The 19,414-nt window shown below is 45.8% G+C and carries 17 protein-coding genes; all 17 read left to right on the plus strand.

Features of this window, described 5'->3' with window-relative positions; genetic code table 11:
- The first annotated feature begins 329 nt into the window (after window positions 1–329).
- The 17 genes from Cabys_RS14560 to Cabys_RS14645 all read left to right on the plus strand — a co-directional run bounded on the left by Cabys_RS14560 (window position 330) and on the right by Cabys_RS14645 (window position 19,257).
- Window positions 330–2,516 carry a hybrid sensor histidine kinase/response regulator gene (locus tag Cabys_RS14560; protein ID WP_006926874.1) on the plus strand — a complete coding sequence of 729 codons (2,187 nt, stop codon included), beginning with the start codon at window positions 330–332 and terminating at the stop codon, window positions 2,514–2,516.
- 493 nt (window positions 2,517–3,009) lie between these two features.
- Window positions 3,010–3,561: a cob(I)yrinic acid a,c-diamide adenosyltransferase gene (locus tag Cabys_RS14565; RefSeq protein WP_006926875.1), complete on the plus strand. Its 552-nt coding sequence runs from the start codon at window positions 3,010–3,012 to the stop codon at window positions 3,559–3,561.
- A 264-nt stretch (window positions 3,562–3,825) separates the two neighbouring features.
- Window positions 3,826–4,083 carry a 4Fe-4S dicluster domain-containing protein gene (locus Cabys_RS14570; protein WP_006926876.1) on the plus strand — a complete coding sequence of 86 codons (258 nt, stop codon included), beginning with the start codon at window positions 3,826–3,828 and terminating at the stop codon, window positions 4,081–4,083.
- Entirely contained in the window at window positions 4,083–5,138 is a 1,056-nt protein-coding gene (locus Cabys_RS14575) for a 3-methyl-2-oxobutanoate dehydrogenase subunit VorB (RefSeq protein WP_006926877.1), read from the plus strand. Before Cabys_RS14570 ends, Cabys_RS14575 begins: the two co-directional genes overlap by 1 nt.
- A gap of 3 nt (window positions 5,139–5,141) precedes the next feature.
- Window positions 5,142–6,575: a 2-oxoacid:acceptor oxidoreductase family protein gene (locus tag Cabys_RS14580; RefSeq protein ID WP_006926878.1), complete on the plus strand. Its 1,434-nt coding sequence runs from the start codon at window positions 5,142–5,144 to the stop codon at window positions 6,573–6,575.
- A gap of 531 nt (window positions 6,576–7,106) precedes the next feature.
- On the plus strand, window positions 7,107–7,538 hold the full coding sequence (locus Cabys_RS14590) for a SoxR reducing system RseC family protein (protein ID WP_006926880.1): 432 nt from the start codon (window positions 7,107–7,109) through the stop codon (window positions 7,536–7,538).
- Window positions 7,538–8,350 carry an RnfABCDGE type electron transport complex subunit B gene (locus Cabys_RS14595; RefSeq protein WP_006926881.1) on the plus strand — a complete coding sequence of 271 codons (813 nt, stop codon included), beginning with the start codon at window positions 7,538–7,540 and terminating at the stop codon, window positions 8,348–8,350. Before Cabys_RS14590 ends, Cabys_RS14595 begins: the two co-directional genes overlap by 1 nt.
- Window positions 8,337–9,668, plus strand: a complete 1,332-nt coding sequence (rsxC, locus tag Cabys_RS14600) for an electron transport complex subunit RsxC (RefSeq protein ID WP_006926882.1) — start codon at window positions 8,337–8,339, stop codon at window positions 9,666–9,668. Before Cabys_RS14595 ends, rsxC begins: the two co-directional genes overlap by 14 nt.
- A gap of 2 nt (window positions 9,669–9,670) precedes the next feature.
- Window positions 9,671–10,636, plus strand: a complete 966-nt coding sequence (locus Cabys_RS14605) for an RnfABCDGE type electron transport complex subunit D (protein ID WP_006926883.1) — start codon at window positions 9,671–9,673, stop codon at window positions 10,634–10,636.
- Window positions 10,629–11,213, plus strand: a complete 585-nt coding sequence (locus tag Cabys_RS14610) for an RnfABCDGE type electron transport complex subunit G (RefSeq protein WP_006926884.1) — start codon at window positions 10,629–10,631, stop codon at window positions 11,211–11,213. Before Cabys_RS14605 ends, Cabys_RS14610 begins: the two co-directional genes overlap by 8 nt.
- Entirely contained in the window at window positions 11,210–11,812 is a 603-nt protein-coding gene (locus Cabys_RS14615; protein ID WP_006926885.1) for an RnfABCDGE type electron transport complex subunit E, read from the plus strand. The genes Cabys_RS14610 and Cabys_RS14615 overlap by 4 nt, the downstream gene beginning before the upstream one ends.
- A complete protein-coding gene (gene rsxA, locus Cabys_RS14620) occupies window positions 11,812–12,390 on the plus strand; it encodes an electron transport complex subunit RsxA (RefSeq protein ID WP_006926886.1) in 579 nt (192 codons plus the stop codon). Before Cabys_RS14615 ends, rsxA begins: the two co-directional genes overlap by 1 nt.
- Before the next feature lie 1,408 nt (window positions 12,391–13,798).
- Window positions 13,799–14,392, plus strand: a complete 594-nt coding sequence (locus Cabys_RS14625) for a TetR/AcrR family transcriptional regulator (protein WP_006926887.1) — start codon at window positions 13,799–13,801, stop codon at window positions 14,390–14,392.
- Window positions 14,393–14,400: 8 nt separating this feature from the next.
- Entirely contained in the window at window positions 14,401–15,858 is a 1,458-nt protein-coding gene (locus Cabys_RS14630) for a TolC family protein (RefSeq protein ID WP_006926888.1), read from the plus strand.
- 15 nt (window positions 15,859–15,873) lie between these two features.
- Window positions 15,874–16,863, plus strand: coding sequence for an HlyD family secretion protein (locus tag Cabys_RS14635; RefSeq protein WP_006926889.1), 990 nt, complete (start codon window positions 15,874–15,876; stop codon window positions 16,861–16,863).
- A gap of 16 nt (window positions 16,864–16,879) precedes the next feature.
- Window positions 16,880–18,073, plus strand: a complete 1,194-nt coding sequence (locus Cabys_RS14640) for an ABC transporter permease (protein ID WP_006926890.1) — start codon at window positions 16,880–16,882, stop codon at window positions 18,071–18,073.
- The gene (locus Cabys_RS14645) at window positions 18,070–19,257 is read left to right on the plus strand and encodes an ABC transporter permease (RefSeq protein WP_006926891.1); all 1,188 of its coding nucleotides are present in this window, start codon (window positions 18,070–18,072) and stop codon (window positions 19,255–19,257) included. The genes Cabys_RS14640 and Cabys_RS14645 overlap by 4 nt, the downstream gene beginning before the upstream one ends.
- The last annotated feature ends 157 nt before the right edge of the window (window positions 19,258–19,414 follow it).

Genomic DNA, 19,414 nt, shown 5'->3' on the forward strand with positions numbered 1-19,414 from the left:
TACTCAATTCCAACAGCTCTCGAATTCCAGCCAGCGTAAAACCGTGCTTCTTTGCCTTTAAAAAGTCAGGATAAGAGTTCGCTCTAAAATAAGGAAGATTTGTCATTTCGAATGAGGATAAAAATTGTAAAATACCAACAAAGTCATTCTACCATTTAAAGGTTCCCGAGTGTACAAAATGGTCAACGCCAGGCGCGTTAAACTATCGATATCTCTTTGTGGCTACTCCAGGTTAAATTTTTTCCATCAAATAATGAACAGTTAAGTTTAACAAAATTCTGACGAATGAATTATACGATAATTCATGTTAAATAAAAATACTGGTAATCATGAATAAGCGGTTCACTTCTTTTTCTTTCCCTGCGGTATTCTTTTTTTTGCTATTAACGCTTTGTTTTTCACTCCTTTTAGCGCAAGAAGATGTCCCGGCGCCCGGGAATCGCATTAAAAAGCAAATTGAAAAGATCAAAAATGATACCGAAATTACAAGTCAGCAGCTTTCACAGTTAAAAAATAAGATTGCCCTGCAAAAAAGATACGATCTGATTCTGAATCTGATCATTTTTTTAACCGTTATCAATTTTCTTGCCCTCTATTTTTATTTTAACAATAAGCGCAGAAACTGGCTTTTTTTTAACGACATTCTCAATTCGTTAAACTATCCGCTTTTCGTATTTAAAGCGGACAATCACAAAATCGAATTAGCCAATTTTGCGGCAGAAAAGAACTTTCCTCATAAGGCTTATTTTGAAGAAATACATGATGAAGAAAAATTAGTGATTGAGGAATGGTTAGACCGCTTAATTAACAAGCGTCAGGCCGTAATGCACGAAGTAGCCCGGGCCACTCCGGAAGGGCATATCAAATATTATCAGATCTATCTCTATCCACTTGTCAATCGCCGGGGAAAAGTAGCCCATATTGTAGAGTATTGGGTTGATACGACCATTCAAAGGCGGGCTCTGGAGCGTTTGCTACGCAGTAAACAGGCGTTGGAGCAATCCAAGCAGGAATTTGAAAAAGTCATCTCTTCCATTCCCGACGCCATTTATAGCGCCCTGGTGGATAAAACTGGAAAAATTTTAGACAGTTATTACTCTCCGGTGATCGAAAAAATAACAGGCTATCCTCCTTCATATTTTAATGGCGATAAAAATAACTGGTCAAAAATTGTGCATCCCGAGGATTTACCGGAATTAAGGAGCCGCAATAAGCGGGCGTTTCTTGAAAAGCAAAACGAAACGCGAACCGAATACCGCATTATTCACAAAGACGGCAGCATTCGCTATATTCGCAGCGCGGTAACTTTAAATTTTCTGGAAAATGGCCTTATTCGCGTAGATGGCGTTTTGATGGATGTTACCGAGATAAAAAAAACAGAGATGGAGTTGATGAAAATCCAGAAACTGGAATCGGTTGGCGTACTGGCGGGGGGAATCGCCCATGATTTCAACAACATTCTTACGGCGATTCTCGGAAATATTTCGCTGGCGCGTATGATCGCCAAAGACAACGCACAAATAGAAAGCCGCCTGGTCGAAGCGGAAAAAGCCTGCCTGCGCGCTAAAGATCTTACGCAGCAACTGTTAACCTTTTCCAAAGGCGGCACCCCGGTTAAAAAGGCGACCTCGCTGGCAGATATGTTAAAAGAAGCCACTACCTTTTTGCTACGCGGTTCGAATATCAAACCTGAATTTGAAATACCTGAAAACCTGTGGCTTGTTGATGCCGATGAAGGCCAGCTGGCACAGGTCATCAACAACCTGGTCATAAACGCCAAACAGGCCATGCCCAACGGTGGAAAATTAAACATCAAGGCTTACAACTATTTTTATGACGGACGATCCGATTTACCTTTAAAGCGCGGTAGATATGTCTGTTTTTTGGTGGAAGATCACGGCGTGGGCATTGACGAAAAAAGTCTGCAACGCATATTTGACCCATATTTTACCACCAAAAAAACCGGCACAGGCCTTGGCCTGGCCGTGACCTTTTCCATTATTAAAAAACACAGCGGTTACATTACAGCCCAATCAAAAGTTGGTCAGGGAACCACCTTTTATGTCTATTTACCAGCCTCTGATAAAAAAGCCGACAAAAAGAAAAAAACGGCAGAAACCTATTCCAGATTAAAGGGAAAAGTTTTGTTGATGGACGACGAAGAGCTGATTCTTGAAATTGGAAAGGAAATTTTAAATAATTTCGGATTAAATGTAGCTCTGGCCAAAAACGGTGAGGAAGCGGTGCAAATATATGTAGAGGCATTAAAAAAGGCACAGCCATTTGACCTGGTTATTTTAGACTTAACGATTCCCGGTGGAATGGGCGGCAAAGAGACCATTAAAGCTTTACAAAAGGTTGACCAAAATGTTAAGGCCATTGTCTCCAGTGGATATTCCACCGATCCGGTGATGTCCAACTTTGCTTCTTATGGTTTTAAAGGCATGGTTATAAAGCCCTATCGAATGTCAGAGATGTACACGACAGTAAAGTCCGTTTTGAGCGACTCCAACTAAGAACCGCGTATTTAGGATACTTCCTCTGGAAGATCTAGTCCCGCCCGCGCGGGATTTGAAAATTTTTGTGCCGCAAAAATGGTTGATTAGTTGAATGGTTGAATGGTCGCCGGCCTGTCATTCCATTTCTCGCCTTTGCACGAAACTGGCCAGCGCAGGAATCACTTACACCGTTGGGAATAACTCACACGCTCAACAGTCCCCTCTCCCAGACTTTTATTCTTGAAAAGAGGGTGAGGGGAATGGAAACTATTTTTAATTTTTAACATTCTTTGCGCCCTTTGAGACTTCTCTGTGAGCTCTGTGGTACTTCAATCCCTGCAAAAATGTTTTTGGTTGCGGCTTTGCTGCCTCAGGTTCTTATCGCATTGATTTTCTGGATTAAGATTGTGACGCTTATTACATCAAAACTTTTCAAAAACTATTTAAAACAATAAAATTTCTTTGTATATTAGGTTATCCCAAAATACAGGTATTTTGAGGAAAGGAAACGATGAAAATTTACACGGGAAGCGGAGATACTGGTTTAACGCATCTGGTTGGCGGGCAACGCGTATTAAAATCGACTTTACGAATAGAAACCTATGGCACGCTGGACGAGCTCAATAGCTTTATCGGGCTTTTGCAGGCTAAACTGGTGAATGCCGAAATTAAAAAACTGCTGGCCAGAATCCAGGCTCAGATATTCACTCTCTCGTCAGAGATTGCCACTCCAGATGAGATACAGCGTTCCAAGTTTAAAGAGAAGATCGATGAAAAAGAAATACATTTTTTGGAACAAACCATCGATCAATATTCTGAAAAATTGCCGCCGCTAAAATCATTTATTTTGCCAGGCGGCGGAGAAAAAGGCGCTCTGTGCCATGTTGCCAGAACCATTTGTCGTCGGGCAGAACGCAATTTAATACGCTGGGCCCAGGAAGAGGACATTGAGAAAAACTGGATTATCTATTTGAATCGGTTAAGCGATTTGTTGTTCGTACTCGCCCGCTATCTCAACTTTCAGGACGGCCGACAGGAGATCACCTGGAAGGGTTTGCGTTAAGTTGCAATAAAATGAAATTAAATTAATTCCGCCGCTTAACTTTAGCGGAAATAATTTCCAGTAAATAATAAAACGCTATTAAAAATCAGAAAAATTAAATTTTTAAGAAGAAAGGAGAATACGCTAAACGATTAATTTTCAACATGACCAACTTTGAATCTGCTTTTTGCTTGTCCAAAAAGCAAGCTGGCATGATATTTGTGCTTTTTTAGATTAAAAAAATGTTATTAATAGGTTTAACTAAAAAATATACAAAGGGGAATTATGGAAAAGCATGTTTTGGATAAGCCGTTTGTCAAGGTTGAACCTGAACTTTGCAAAGGATGCGGTATTTGTATTGAAGCCTGCCCGCCGCGGGTTTTAGAATTTCACAGCAACTTTAATACCAAGGGCTACCATTACGCATATTATCTTGGTGATGGTTGCACCGGCTGTGGCGTTTGTTTTTACGCCTGTCCCGAACCGGAAGCGATTACGGTTTACAAAAAAGGCTATGAATACGTTGGAGAGGAGGTGGCTTAATGGGTAAAATACTGGTTAAGGGCAACGATGCCATTGTACGAGGCGCCATCTTAGCCGGCTGTCGCATTTATTTTGGATATCCGATTACGCCGGCCAGTGAAATTGCCGAAACGGCAGCTATGTATTTGCCCAAAGTAGGCGGCACCTTTTTACAGGCCGAAAGCGAAGTAGCCTCCATAAATATGGTTTACGGCGCGGCCAGCGGCGGCGTGCGCGTGATGACCGCCTCTTCCAGTCCTGGTATTAGCTTAAAACAGGAAGGCGTTTCTTACGCTGCCGGCGCAGAACTGCCGTGCGTTATTGTCGATATCATGCGCGGCGGCCCCGGTTTGGGCAACATAGCCCCGGAACAATCCGACTACAATCAGGTGGTAAAAGGCGGCGGGCATGGCAATTACAAATGTCCCGTTCTGGCGCCCAATAGCGCGCAGGAAATGTCCGATTTTGTTCAATTGGCTTTTGATATCGCCGAAAAATATCGTACGCCTGTTTATGTGATAGCAGACGGCTATATCGGCCAGATGATGGAACCGGTGGAGTTTGGCGAACCTAAAACCGATCTTCCGCGTTTCGACTGGGCGGTGTACGGCGACGCCGAAAGCAAACACAATTTGATCTCCAGTATTTATCTGGAACCGGATGAACTGGAAGAACATAACCGCAAACTTCAGCGCAAATACGCCGAAATCGAAAAAAATGAAGTGCGCTTCGAAGACTTTATGTTAGACGACGCGGAAATGGTGCTGATGGGTTACGGTATTGTATCGCGCGTGATTAAAACGGTTGTTGAAAAATTACGCGAAGAAGGGTTTAAGGCAGGAATGCTACGCCCCAAAACGTTGTTCCCCTTCCCTAAAAACAAAATAGCCGAGCTGGCCGACCGCGTTAATAAATTTTTGGTGGTTGAAATGAGCAACGGCCAGATGGTCGATGACGTACGCCTGGCTGTTAACGGCAAATGTCCGGTGGAATTCTACGGCCGGATGGGGGGCAATGTGCCGACCATGAAAGAAGTATTCGAACACGCTAAAAAACTAATGGAAGACAGGGGGTGAGCCATGGCAGATAAAGTATTAAGAAAACCCAGAAGTTTTTACGATTTGTACGAAAGAAATCCCAGCGCCGATAAAAAAATGCCGCACTACTGTCCGGGCTGTGGCCATGGCAATGTACATAAATTCATCGCCGAAGCGCTGGATGATTTTAATGTGGCCGACAGAACTATTTTTATCAGCCCCGTGGGATGTTCGGTTTTTGCCTATTATTATTTTGACACGGGCAACATTCAGGCTGCCCACGGAAGGGCGCCGGCGGTGGCCACCGGCATTAAACGCGCTCATCCCCATAGCATTGTTATCAGCTATCAGGGCGACGGCGATCTGGCAGCCATTGGTACGGCGGAAATTTTGCATGCCGCCAATCGCGGCGAAAACATTACCGTGTTTTTCATCAATAACGCCATTTACGGCATGACCGGCGGTCAAATGGCGCCGACCACCCTGATTGACCAAAAGACAACCACCACGCCCTATGGCCGAAAACCGCAAAACGAAGGCTTCCCTGTAAAAGTCGCCGAACTGATCAGCCAGTTAGAAGCGCCCGTTTATGTGGAAAGGGTGGCCCTGTTTGATAATAAACACCGGGCAAAAGCGCGTATGGCCGTGCGTAAGGCCATTAAAAACCAGGTGGACAATCTGGGCTTTTCGCTGGTTGAAATCCTATCGCCCTGCCCTTCCGGTTGGAAAATGGATCCGGTCGATTCGCTGAAGTGGATCGAAGAAGAAATGGTAAAGGTCTTTCCGCTGGGCGTCTATAAAGACCTGACCAAAGAAGTGGAACCTTATGAAATTCATGAGTTCAAACCGGATGCCGAAGAAATCAAAGAATTATTAGGCCTAAAAGAAGAAACCAGGTCTTTCAAACGCCTGGATGTGCCGCAAAAGTATCGCAATCCCGAAATTAAAATTGCCGGATTCGGCGGACAGGGCGTGCTGCTGTTAGGCGCGGCGCTGGCTCAGGCCGGCATGCTGCAAGATTACCACGTTTCCTGGCTGCCCTCTTACGGTCCGGAAATGCGCGGCGGTACGGCCAATTGTCACGTGAATATTCGCGAAATCGAGATCGGTACGCCGGTGGTGGCCAATCCCTCTATTTTAATTGCGCTGAACCGGCCGTCGCTGGAAAAATTTGAGTCCGATGTTCAACCTGGCGGCGTAATCATTTACGACAGCTCGCTGATAGATATTACGCCGTCGCGAACGGACGTTGAGGTGCTGCCCATTCCGGCAACCAAAATGGCCGACGAGCTGGGCAACACGCGTATCGCTAATATGGTTGTGCTGGGCGCCATCGCCGGTTACACGAATTTCTTCGATCTCGATACCCTGTTTGAAACATTAAAGGCAGCTATTAAACGCAAAAAACTGATCGAAATCAACCGTAAAGCCGTGGAAACCGGCTACAAGTTTGGCCTCGAACACCGCAAACCTTAAAAGCTGCTTTTCAAGTTCGTAAAACGATCCATCCCCTTGAACGCTGTTTTTGCAGCAGACGGGGGATGGATTTTATTTTTTATTTACTATTTGTTATTTTTTATTTGGACTGGTCATTGCAAACGAAGTAAAAAATCTTTTAACTCCAATAAAAAACTGACAATTAAAGACTTTCTTACTGGAATAGTAAAAAGGATGAACTCATCCATAATCCACCATTCGCAATTCGGGCACAGCCTCCCGCTCCGCGTGATAATTTTTAATTCGTAATTCCCACAAAAACCCTCCCCTTTAGCATGATAATTGGTGATTAGTCGTCTCGCCCACCCGCTACTTTGTTGCTTCATCCTGCTTTTCTTATTTTTGAGAAAATAGTGAACCATTTCACCAAACATTGAGAAAACATTCTCTTTAGTAAAATGACCCTCTTTTTGCAAAATGATTGAAATTATTCAATTTCCACCAATGCAATTCCCTTTCTTTTATTTGGTACACGGTTTGCTTAGAATACATATCTAAATCAGAGGAGCCATGGAAACGATTAAAGAAACGGGTAAGATCATTGCGGTTAATGAAAATTTTGTAACCGTCGCAGTACAATCTCCGACAGAGGATTGTCATTCCTGCGCCATGGCTACTTTATGCACTGGCGGAGAAGAGGGACAGAGACAGATCGAAATTTTAAGGCAGCAGATTGATTTTGCGCCCCGGCCCGGCCAAAAAGTGGAGTTGTGTTTCGACAGGGTGCTGGAATACTCGATACTGCTCTACCTGATCCCCATGGCGTTTTTTCTTGCGGCTCTATGGCTGGCTTATGCCGTCTGGAATGTTTCCAGCGAGCTGTACCTGTTCCTGTTCAGCATGGGCGGACTGGGGGTTGGATTTTTTGCGCTGCGCATTGTGAATAATTTAATAAATAAAAAAGGTGTGAATTTGCAGATCAAACTGGTGGGAGAAAATTGATGTTCGAAATATTACTGCCTGGCGTTATTCTGGCCGGATTTGCTTTAATTTCTGCCTCGGGCTTGTTTGTCGCTTCCAAAAAATTTTACGTTTATGAGGATCCGCGCATCGATCAGGTGGAAGCGCTACTGCCCGGCGCCAACTGCGGCGGCTGCGGCCTGGCGGGATGTCGTTCGCTGGCCGAACACATGGTAAACCAAAAAACAGTTGAGCCGCCGTGCCCGGTGGCCGAAGCTGCCATCATGCAGCAAATTGCCGAATTGTTGGGGCTGGAAGCGAGCGTCCAGGAAAAACAAGTGGCTACTTTACTCTGCAATGGAACGCACGAAAACACGCGCGACGCGCTGGAGTATCATGGCATTCATGATTGCTGGGCGGCGATGGTGGTAACGGATTCGATTAAAGACTGCGCCTTTTCCTGTCTGGGTTTGGGCTCCTGTGTTGCAGTGTGTAATTTTGGCGCCATGCGCATTGAAAACGGAATTGTGGTGATCGACGAGGAAAAATGCACGGGCTGCGGAATTTGTATCGCGCACTGTCCCAAAAACTTACTGCTTTTACGACCGGTTTCTGCGCAAACGGTGGTTGTGTGTTCCAATACCGACCGCGGGCCAGAAGCGCGAAAGGTCTGCAAAACGGCCTGTATCGGCTGCATGAAATGTCAAAAAGTTTGTCAGCATCAGGCTATTTTTGTGCAAAACTTTTTAGCGCGCATTGATTATGAAAAATGCACCAATTGCGGCGATTGTGTGGAAGCCTGTCCGACCAACGCCATAGAAATGCGGGGGCAAGAAGTTTATGTTACAGCTTAAAACTTTTCCGAAAGGCGGCATTCATCCGCCCCATCAAAAACATTCTGCTCAGTCTCCGATCATCTTCGGAGAAATCCCGGAAACATTGCTTATTCCGGTTAACCAGCATATTGGGCGGCCTTTAACCGTGGTCGTTAAAAAAGGAGACAGCGTAAAACGGGGCGACCTATTAGCCAAATCAACAGGATTTATCTCCTCCAATGTCCATGCTCCGGTAAACGGCAAGGTATTAAAAGTCTTCCGCTTTCCGTTGCTGGGCGGCGCCATTGGCGAGGTTATTCAAATTAAGCCCGATGAAGCCGGCAAAAATTACGCCGAAGTGCTGGCCGCTGACTCGCAGCTTACGCCGAATTTTGAAACCATCACCGCCGATGAGATTCGCAAAAAGATTGAAGAAGCGGGCATCATTGGCATGGGCGGCGCGGGATTCCCGACGCATGTTAAACTTTCTCCGCCGCCGGAGAAGAAAATCGACGCTCTGATTATTAACGGCGCCGAGTGTGAGCCCTACATTACGGCCGATCACAGAGTGATGGTGGAAAAAGCGGCCGAAATTGTGCAGGGCATTAAAATTCTACAAAAACTTTTTAATGACATAACCGTGTACATCGGCATTGAAGAAAACAAACCCGATGCGCTTCAGATAATGGATCAGGCGGTCGCTCAGGTAGGCGGGATTTTTGTTGTGCCATTAAAGGCTAAATATCCGCAGGGCGGCGAAAAACAGCTCATTAAAGCCGTGCTGAATCGCGAAGTGCCGTCCAAAGGCCTGCCCATGGATGTGGGCGTTGTGGTGCAAAACGTGGCCACCGTGCTGGCCATTCGTGATGTCTTTTACCACAATCGGCCGCTGATGGAACGGGTGGTGACCATTTCTGGCAACGTGGTTGAAAATCCGGGTAATATCTTATTACCCATTGGAACGCCGGTTTCGTACATCGTGCAAAAATTTAATATTGCAACCGATCGCGTGCGTTTGCTGATTTCAGGCGGTCCGATGATGGGACGCACCTGCCATTCTTTTGAAAGTCCGATTGGCAAAACGACCTCTGCCCTGCTCTTTTTTGACGACAGCGCTTTTGTCGAACGGGTCGAAGACCCTTGTTTGCGATGCAGTAGCTGTATCAGCGTTTGTCCGATGGGGCTGGACGTCGCCATTTACGCACAGATGATCAGGGCAAATAAAATTGAAGAATACGTTAAAGCGCACATTATGGATTGCATTGAGTGTGGAAGCTGTACCTATGTTTGCCCTGCCAATCGCAGGCTGGTACACTGGATGAGGTTGGGGAAAAGAATCATAAAAAGAGAGAATTAACTGTGGAAGCTAAAAAACTGTTAATCATGGATTCCTCTCCGCTGGGAACCGTGGGCGAGTCCACGCGCAAAATCATGTATTCGGTGGCGCTTTCCCTGGTTCCGGCGCTGGCCGTTTCTGTATGGATGTTTGGCTGGGAAGCCGTTCGCGTGCTTGTTTTGACCAGCATCTTTTGCGTTGGAATGGAAGCGATTATTGCCAAGTTTTCCAGACAAAAGATCGACTACATGGATGGCAGCGCGCTGGTAACGGGTATTTTGCTGGCCATGAACGTGCCTTCTAACGCTCCCTGGTGGTTGCTGTTCATCGGCTCGCTGGTGGCCATTGTGTTAGGCAAACAAGTTTTTGGCGGGCTTGGACAAAATATCTTTAACCCCGCTCTGGTGGCGCGCGTCTTTTTGCTGATTTCCTTTCCGTTGCAAATGACCACCTGGCCGCTGCCGCAGGTGTTCGACGGGTCAACCGGGGCCACGCCGCTGGGTATTTTAAAAACAGAAGGCGTGGGCGCCATTGCCAAATTAAACGTGGGCGACCTGGCCATGGGACACATGGGCGGTTCGCTGGGCGAAATTTCTGCGCTGGCGCTTCTGGTAGGCGCAGCCTTCCTTTTTTACAAAAAATACATAACGTGGGAAATTCCCGTGACCTTTATTGGCACGGTATTCGTCTTTACGGGCATCTTTTACGCGATTAATCCTGCCCAGTATGCCAGTCCGGTGTTTCACATGTTCACCGGCGGTTTGTTTTTAGGCGCGTTGTACATGGCTACAGACATGGTTACTTCGCCTTTAAGCTTTAAAGGCAAGTTAATCTTTGGCTTTGGTTGCGGTTTTTTTACGGCGTTGATTCGTTTATTCGGAAGTTATCCGGAAGGCGTGTCTTTTGCCATCTTATTTATGAATGCCTTTGTACCTTTGTTAGATCGCTATTTTCCGGAGAAAAAATTTGGGATGGTGAACAATGGATAAACAGGAAAGCGGATTTAAAATCATCAGTGTGCTGGTGCTGATCGCCTTTTTTGCGGCAGCCCTGCTGGCTTATGTGAACAAGATTACGCGCGAGCCCATTGCCCGCAACATGAAAGAGGAAACGCGGCACGCCGTGCGAATTGTGCTTAACAGTTTGGGCCATATAGAATACCCGGACGATCCCCTGGCTAAAAACTTAAGCTCGTTTCAGGCTAAATATTTCCCTGCCAGGGATTCCACCGGTAAAGTTATCGGCTACGCCGTCATCGTAAATGCCCCCAATGGTTTCAGCGGTGATTTTGAAATGATGATCGGCATCGATTCCACCGGCAAAGTTCTGGACACGTACGTGCTCAATCACAAAGAGACGCCGGGGCTTGGCGACAACATGAAAAAAGAAGACTTCAGGAAACAATTCCGCGGTCGGACATTGGATAATACCAAATGGGCTGTTAAAAAAGACGGCGGCGATATTGACGCCTTGACGGCCGCAACCATTACCTCGCGGGCTTTTACATCCGGCGTAAAACGGGCTTTAATGGTGTTTCAGGCGCTTAAAGAGGAAAAAGAAAAATGAACATCAAAGAAAAATTCATCAAATCGTTTTTCGTAGAAAATCCGGTTACCGTATTATTGTTAGGGCTTTGCCCCACCCTGGCCACCACAACTTCTGCTGAAAATGGCATTGGAATGGGGCTGGCTACCACCTTTGTGCTCATCTGTTCCAATGTGGTGATCTCCATGCTGCGCAATATTATTCCTAACCGCGTGCGCATTCCGGCGTACATTGTGGTTATTGCCACCTTTGTGACCATTGTGGATATGAGCATGCAGGCAACGGTTTACAATCTGCACAAAACCTTAGGACTGTTCATTCCTTTAATTGTGGTTAACTGTATCATCCTGGGACGGGCGGAAGCCTTTGCCTCTAAAAATTCGATTGGCCATTCTTTTCTCGATGGTCTGTTCATGGGGCTGGGCTTTACCTTTGCGCTGTTTATTCTGGGCAGCGTACGCGAAATATTAGGTTCTGGCGCCTGGCTGGGCATGCAGTTGATTCCCGAAAGCTGGAGTACCATTCTGGTGTTTGTGCTGGCTCCCGGCGCATTTCTTTCACTGGGATTCATTTTAGTGGCCATGAACAAGGTTTCCCGCTTGCTGGAAGGGGGTAAATGATGGCAGAAATGGCATTGATCATCGTTAGCGCAGTTTTCGTCAACAATGTTATTTTTTCTCGGTTTTTAGGCCTTTGCCCGTACTTTGGCGTATCAAAAAAATTGGATACGGCGGTGGGCATGTCCATGGCCGTGATTTTTGTTTTAACCCTGGCCGGAGCCATCACCTACATTATTCAAACTTATGTGCTGGAGCCGCTGCACATCGGCTACCTGCAAACCATCGCCTTTATTCTGGTTATCGCTTCGCTGGTTCAGCTGGTGGAAATCGTTATGAAAAAAATAGCGCCGGCGCTTTACCGGGCGCTGGGTATTTTTTTGCCCTTAATTACCACCAACTGCGCCATTCTTGGCGTTTCCATTCTGGCCGTGCAAAGTAAGTTTGATCTGATCAGAACAATTATCTTCTCTTTTGGTTCGGCGCTGGGCTTTGGATTGGCGCTGGTTATTTTTTCCAGCGTACGCGAGGCGCTGGAAACGCGCGACATCCCAAAAGCTTTCCAGGGCGCGCCCATTTCCATGATTGTCGCTGGCATCCTGGCCATGGCTTTTATGGGCTTTACCGGAATGGTGAAATAAAGAAAGTATTTTTTGGTGCTCCTCCTAAAATACATGACCAGCCCACCTGCTAACGCGGGTGGGTTTTTTGTTTTTTAACCGTTAAACTATGAGTTCAGTATAAAAACCACGAATTTCACGAATGGACACGAATATATTTTATGTAATTTAAATAAAAACAATAGGCCAATTTAAATGAATTTGGATAACAATACCTTTTTAGAGTGGACTCAACTATCTTTATGCCAAACGACATCAAACGCTGGATTGCCTCATTTTTTAACCTGCAAAATAATTGTGATGCTATGGGTAGTGGTTAAATAGAAATTTACCAATACGCAAATATTGAACATCATCGGAGAAAAATTTCCAACGGACAGGGCTTCCCCTTTTCCCAGAGCTTTTATCCCTGGAAAGCGGGTGACAGGCAATTGAAATTATTTTTAATTTCATATATTCTTTGCGCCCTTTGTGCTTCTCTCTGTGCTCTGTGGTTGCTTAAATTCCTGCGGGAATGTTGTTGTTTGTGGATGTGCTGCCCTGGGAGTTCGAAGGTGGTTTTTGAACCTTGATTAAAAGGATTACAGGATTGCCTTGATTTTATGCACTATATGCGACTTTATTCTGCAAATTTAATGAAAAAGTTAAAAAGCAAAAAAAGCAAATCATGGTAATCCAAAAATCAAGAAAATCCTGGTTCAAAATTTATTTTTTCACCGGCCGGTCATTTCGAATTCCCATCTGGCTGGATACGAAAATTATTGTGCTGTTTTAAAAACTCATCCCCCAGCCCTTTCTCTTTAAAAAAGAGAAGGGGCGTCGATTTTGCCGGCATGATGAGTTTTTTACTTACATGTTGAATAATTATTTTTATTTTTTCTTTGCGTACTTTGTGACTTCTTTGTGCTCTTTGCGGTTAGTTTTGGTTGCGGCTTTGCTGCCTTAGCTTGCGTCTTAAATGTTAAATAATTTTCTGCGATTATTGGCGTAATCTGCCAGAAAATTACTTTGCGCGCGTTGCGGTTTTGCTACCCTGGAAGTTTGGAGGTAGTTTTTGAATTATGATTAAAAGGATTACAGGATTGCCTCGATTTTATGCACTCTTTGCGACTTTATTCTGCAAATTTAATGAAAAAGTTAAAAAGCAAATCATGGTAATCCAAAAATCAAGAAAATCCTGGTTCAAAATTTATTTTTTCACCGGCCGGTCATTCCCCATTCCCGCCCCGGGGAAGATAAACCATATCCCCCAATAAAAGCAATCTATCTTTTAAAGTATTAATTTTTAGGCCCGGCACAAACTGAAAACATGAAATTTAAATTTTTTCAAAAAAAAAAATTTGCAAAAAGCTCATTTTTTTGTAACTTTGACTGACTGGTCAGTATCAAATTATGAAACTGAAGAGTTTTACAAAAAAAGGAACGAATCATGATCGGAGAATTGACGCCTTTACAAAAGGAACGACAGGATAAAATTTTGCAGGCCGCGGCCCGCTATTTTGCCCGCGTCCATTTTCATGAGGCTGACATGGATTCCATCGCCCGCGATGCCGGCGTGGGTAAGGGCACGCTTTATCGTTATTTTAAAAACAAAGAAGACCTTTACCTAAAAACCATTCAATACTTAAGCGTTCAGGCCTTTGAACATCTGCACGAAAAGGCCGGACAAGCTTCATCCTTTAAGGACTATCTGGAGACCATCATCGACACGGCCATTGACTATTTTGTGCAGCATCCCGACACCTTTTCCATGGTGCTGATGTCCAATCTGGCGCGCATTCCCGCCGTATTGCAAGCCATGGAACAGGCGACCGGAAAGTATTTCCACAGCTTTAAAAATCACATGGAACAAGCCATTGCCAGCAATGAAATTTTGCCGCTGGATGCAAAAATCGTTTACAGTACGCTGTTTGCGATGATCATCAATGCGGTGCATTCCATTCTGCTGCGTCGGAGCGGCGATGCGGAAACTTTTAAACAAACCATCAAAACCATTCTGTTACAGGGACTAATAAAGGAATGAGGTGTGCCATGAAACGGAACTATTTGTCTTACGTCATACTGTTTTTGCTTTTCGCAGGAATACATTTGGGTCAGGCGCAGACGCTGACCCTGGACGAAGCGATCGATCGGGCTTTAAAAAACAATGAGCTCATCAAACGTCAGGAAGAACGACTCATCCAAAAAGAACATGCCAATCTGGAAGCCTGGGGAAATTTTTTACCACAGGTCAAAGTAGAAGCCGGCTACACTCACCTGAACAAGCCATTGGAAATCGATTTAAACTTTTTGCGCGAGGGCCTTTTACAACTTCAAACCAGCGATCAGGTAAAAATGGCCAATTTGCAAAGCCTGATCTTAAACGGTCGGCCGTTAACCGACGCTGAACTGGCTCGGGTTCAGCAGCAGGCCTACCTTGCTCTGGATGCGGCTCTACCGCCTTTTGCCCTGGCATTCAAAGATCAGGATTACAAAAGCGCAACCTTATTGGGCGTCCAGCCTCTTTTTTTAGGCGGAAAGCTGATTGCCGCTAAAAAATTTGCTTCGTCTGAATTGCAGGCCAGCAAACAGGAACTTTACAAAACCAGAAACGACGTCATCCAGCAGGTCGTAAAAAACTACCTGGCCGTCGTTTTAATGAACGAAGTGGTCAAGACGCGCCAGAATGTTTTACAGGCTATGTTGCGCCATCAAACCCAGGCCCAAAAATTGTTTGCTCAGGGATTGATTTCCAAAAGCGACGTACTGCGCGCACGGGTTGCCGTGGCCGAGGCCAGACGAAACCTATTTGATGATCAAAATAACCTGGAACTGGCCGAAATTGCCCTGCGGCACAGTCTTGCCCTGGATGACCAAACGCCCATCGTGATTAACGACTCGCTGGTTTACAAAGCATTGAACGATTCGCTGGAAACGTTTTTACGGCTGGCCAGAGAAGGTCAACCTGTTTTAAAACTGCTCTCTTTTAAAGAACAGTCTGCCGCGCAAAAATTTGCAGCAGAACGCGCCGAGTTTTTGCCGCAGGTGGCCGCTTTTGGTAAATACGAAATGTATCCCGAATACCTTTCCATTCTCGAACCGCGCTGGGCTGTTGGATTTCGCTTACAGATTAACCTCTTCAATGGTTTTAAAGACTACAACAAGCTGCAGGAGGCCAGACATCTGAAAAAAGAAGTTCATCTTTTAAAAACACATACGCAGCGACAAATCGATTTATGGGTGCAAAAGGCCTACCGCCAGATGCGTAATGCGGAAACGCGCTATCTGCAACTGGCTTCAGACATTGCGCTGGCGCGTGAAAATCTTCGTTCGCAGCAAAAACGTTTCGAGGCGGGGCTGGGCACTTCGCTGGATGTAATCGACGCCAATTTGATCCTGGAAAAAGAACAAATTGCCCGCCACCAATCGCTATTTGATTACTACCAGTCCATGGTTGAACTCTTTGCCGCCGCTGGAAATCCGGCAAAAATCAAGGAAATCTGGAAATAATGGAGGAATCGAATCATGAAAAACTTAAAGGATAAATTACTGTGGTTTGTGCCGTTGACCATTATTGTGGTTGCGCTGCTGTTTATTTTAATCAATACCTTTGCCCATCACGAGGTCATCGTTACGGGCATGGTAGAGACCAAAGAGATTGACGTTGCTTCCAAAATTCCAGGACGAATCGACTCATTGCTGGTGCGGGAAGGAGAGCAGGTTAAAAAAGGACAGCTGCTGGCCACCCTGCAGAGCAAGGAAATAGACGCCAAAGTATTGCAGGCTAAATCGGTAATGGAAGCGGCCCGCGCCCAATACGAAATGGCGCTTAATGGGGCGCGTCCCGAAGAAAAAGAGGCCGTGCAAAAACTGTATTTACAGGCCAAACATCAGTTCGAGTTTGCCCGCAAAACCTATCAACGCATGCAAAAGGTTTACAAAGACAGCGTGGTCGCCCAGCAAACCATGGACGAAATCGAGTTCAAATACAGGGCGGCCAAAGAACAGATGGAAGCCGCTCAGGCCAAATATCAAATGGTGCTTAAGGGAGCGCGCCAGGAGCAGATTAAAGCCGCAGAGGCGCTTTTTCATCAGGCAGAAGGCGCCTATCGTGAAGCGCTGGCCTACAAAGAGGAAACCCGTTTGTACAGTCCCATTGACGGGCAGGTGCAAACTTTAGTGGCAGACGCCGGCGAAATCATTGCCGCCGGCTACCCGATTGTGACCTTAATCGATCCTGCGGATAGTTGGGCGGTCTTTCATCTGCGTGAGGACCAACTTGCCGGGATAAAAGAGGGACAAATTGTAAAAGGCTTTGTACCGGCCTTAAAAAAAGAGTTAGAATTTAAGATTACCTATCTGGCCGACATGGGCGACTATGCCACCTGGCGAGCAACCAATCAAAAAGGCGATTTTGATTTAAAAACCTTTGAAGTGCACGCCCGGCCGGTTAAGGCCGTGGATGGACTGCGTGCAGGAATGACGGTGCAATTCAAAATTGACGAGATTAATTGAGCATCTGGAGGAGGCCATGTCATTTACCATCATAAAAGCAATCATGCGGCGCGAATGGCAGAGGATCAAATCCAGAAAAACACTCTGGGCTTTGATTCTGGTCATGCCTTTCGTTGTCTTTTTCAGTCTGGCGCCCATTTACGAACGTCAGGCTGTAAGAGAGTTGCCGCTGGGCGTAATAGATCACGACCGCTCCACCCTGTCGCGCATCATTGTGCGCAGTCTGGAAAGCAGCCCGACCTTTGCGCTGTATGGTTACTATGACGACTTACAAACAGTGGAAAAAGATTTTAAAAAGGGGAAACTACAGGCCGCTATTGTCATTCCTGAAAATCTGGAGAAAGATCTTAAATCGGGCAAAAGCGCCCATGTCGTCTTTCTCAAAAATTCCGCTAATATTATTGTGGGCAATGTGGCCTACAAGGCTGCCATGACCACGCTACAAACGCTTTCGATTGGAATGGAGATGAGAAAGTTTCAGGCTGGCGGCGCCAGTTCCGCTCAGGCGCTGGAAAGAGCGCACCCCATTGCCATTGAAACCCTGCCCCTGTACAACCCCTTTTACAATTATGAAACCTATTTAGTTGGCGGATTGTTGCCCATCATGCTTCAAATGGTGGTGTTAATCGCCTCGGTACTGGTTTTTAGCTCCGAACTTAAAGAAGGCACCGTGCGGGAGCTGTGGCGCATATCTAAGGGAAACATGCTGAACATCGTCGTCGGAAAATCGCTGCCCCATTTATTTTTACATTTAAGCAATGTGTTTCTGCTGACAGGCATTGTTTTCACGATTTTTCAGATTCCCGTCCAGGGTTCTCTTTTTCTGCTTCTCGCTTACCTTTTTCTGTTTGTGGTGTCCGTTTTTTTTGTAGGCATGTTTATTTCCTGTCTCTTTCGCAATAACGTGCTGGCAACCGAAGCGGCCATCTTCATCAGCACGCCGGCGTTCATTTTTACAGGCTACACCTTTCCGCTGGAAGCGATGCCCTGGCTGCACCGCTTTTACGCCAGCTTGCTGCCCTCTACTCATTTTATGACCGGCTATCTCAAAATTTTTAGCATGGGCGAGGGCTGGCACGGCGTTTTACCGGAAGCAAGCGCTCTTTTTCTTTTTCTGCTTATTGGATTTGGCGGCACCTTACTGTTGATGTTTTTCCGGAAAAAGCAGATGACAGCAACGGGAATGAAAAAATTGGAGGCCACGCCATGAAAATCTCACAGACAAAACTGCTACAGGCCTTGCGCAGAGAGGTTGCCATCCTCTTTAAGGATGTGGACATTTTACTCATCGTGCTTGTTTCTCCATTATTTTACGCCCTGTTCTACGGAACGGTTTATGTCCACAAAGTAGAAACCGATATACCGGTCATTGTTATCGATCAGGATAACAGCGCGCTTTCCAGAAAACTGATTCGCAGCCTGGACGCCAGTCAAAACCTGTTGGTGGTGCGCGTTACTCAGGACGCGGTAGAAGCTAAAAGCGCCATCGAAGACTGGCAGACGCAGGGCGCCATCTGGATTCCAGCGGATTTTTCTAAAACTTTAAAAAGCGGCAGGCAGGCGCATCTCAAGGTGTATTTAAACACCAGTCGTTTTTTGCCTTCCAACGACATCAATCGCGCCGTTCAGCAAACAGTGGCCACTCTGGCTGCCGGGGTGCGCCTCCGTTATTTTCAGGCCAGGGGATTGAATTTTGATCAGGCTACTGAACAAATTCAGCCCCTGCGCGTGGATGATCGCAATCTTTTTAATGTGCGGCAAAGTTACGGTGATTTTCTTATTCCCGGCGTGCTGGCGTTGATTTTACAACAAACGTTGTTGTTTGGCCTGGCCATGTCCGTAGCCCGGGAATTCGAATTAAACAGCTTTGAAGAGTGGCAAAAAACAAGCAAGGACAATACCCTGTTAATGTTTGCGGGCAAAGGAATTTTTTACTTTACTCTTTACCTGGCCTATAGCCTTTTCTTTTTCAGCGTTATTTACGGCGTTCTGCATCTACCGTTTCATGGACGCTACGGCACGTTTTTGCTTTTGACGGCTTTATTTTTATTGAATGTTACCCTGTGGGGCATGATTATCGGCTCTTTTTTCAGGAGCAAGATTGTAGCCTTACAGACACTGGTGTTTAGCAGTTATCCGTTGTTTCTACTTTCTGGTTTTAGTTGGCCGCTGCAAAGCATGCCCTGGTGGCTTAAAAACTTAAGCACGCTTCTGCCATCGACTTCCTATTTTTTAGCCATGCAGCGCGTAACGGCCATGAACGCAGGGCCTGCCGATATCGTGCGGGAGTTACTCCACCTGCTACTTTTATTTGTGCTGAGTACCAGCCTCGCTTATTGGCGATTTCAATATTTACAAAAAAGTGTGCCATTGGGGGCGAGTGTTAGAGTGTAAGGGTTTAGAGGTTTAGTGGTTTAGGGTTTTAGTGGCTTAGGCGTTTTTGTAGGGGCGAAGGAGTTTAGAAGACTTTCTTTGAAAGATCTAATCCCGCCCGGGCGGAATTTGAAAATTTTTGTGCTGTTTTAAAAACTCATCCCCCAGCCGGGGCTGT

Origin of the sequence: Caldithrix abyssi DSM 13497 (assembly GCF_001886815.1) — a bacterium.
Taxonomy (GTDB): Bacteria; Calditrichota; Calditrichia; order Calditrichales; family Calditrichaceae; genus Caldithrix; species Caldithrix abyssi.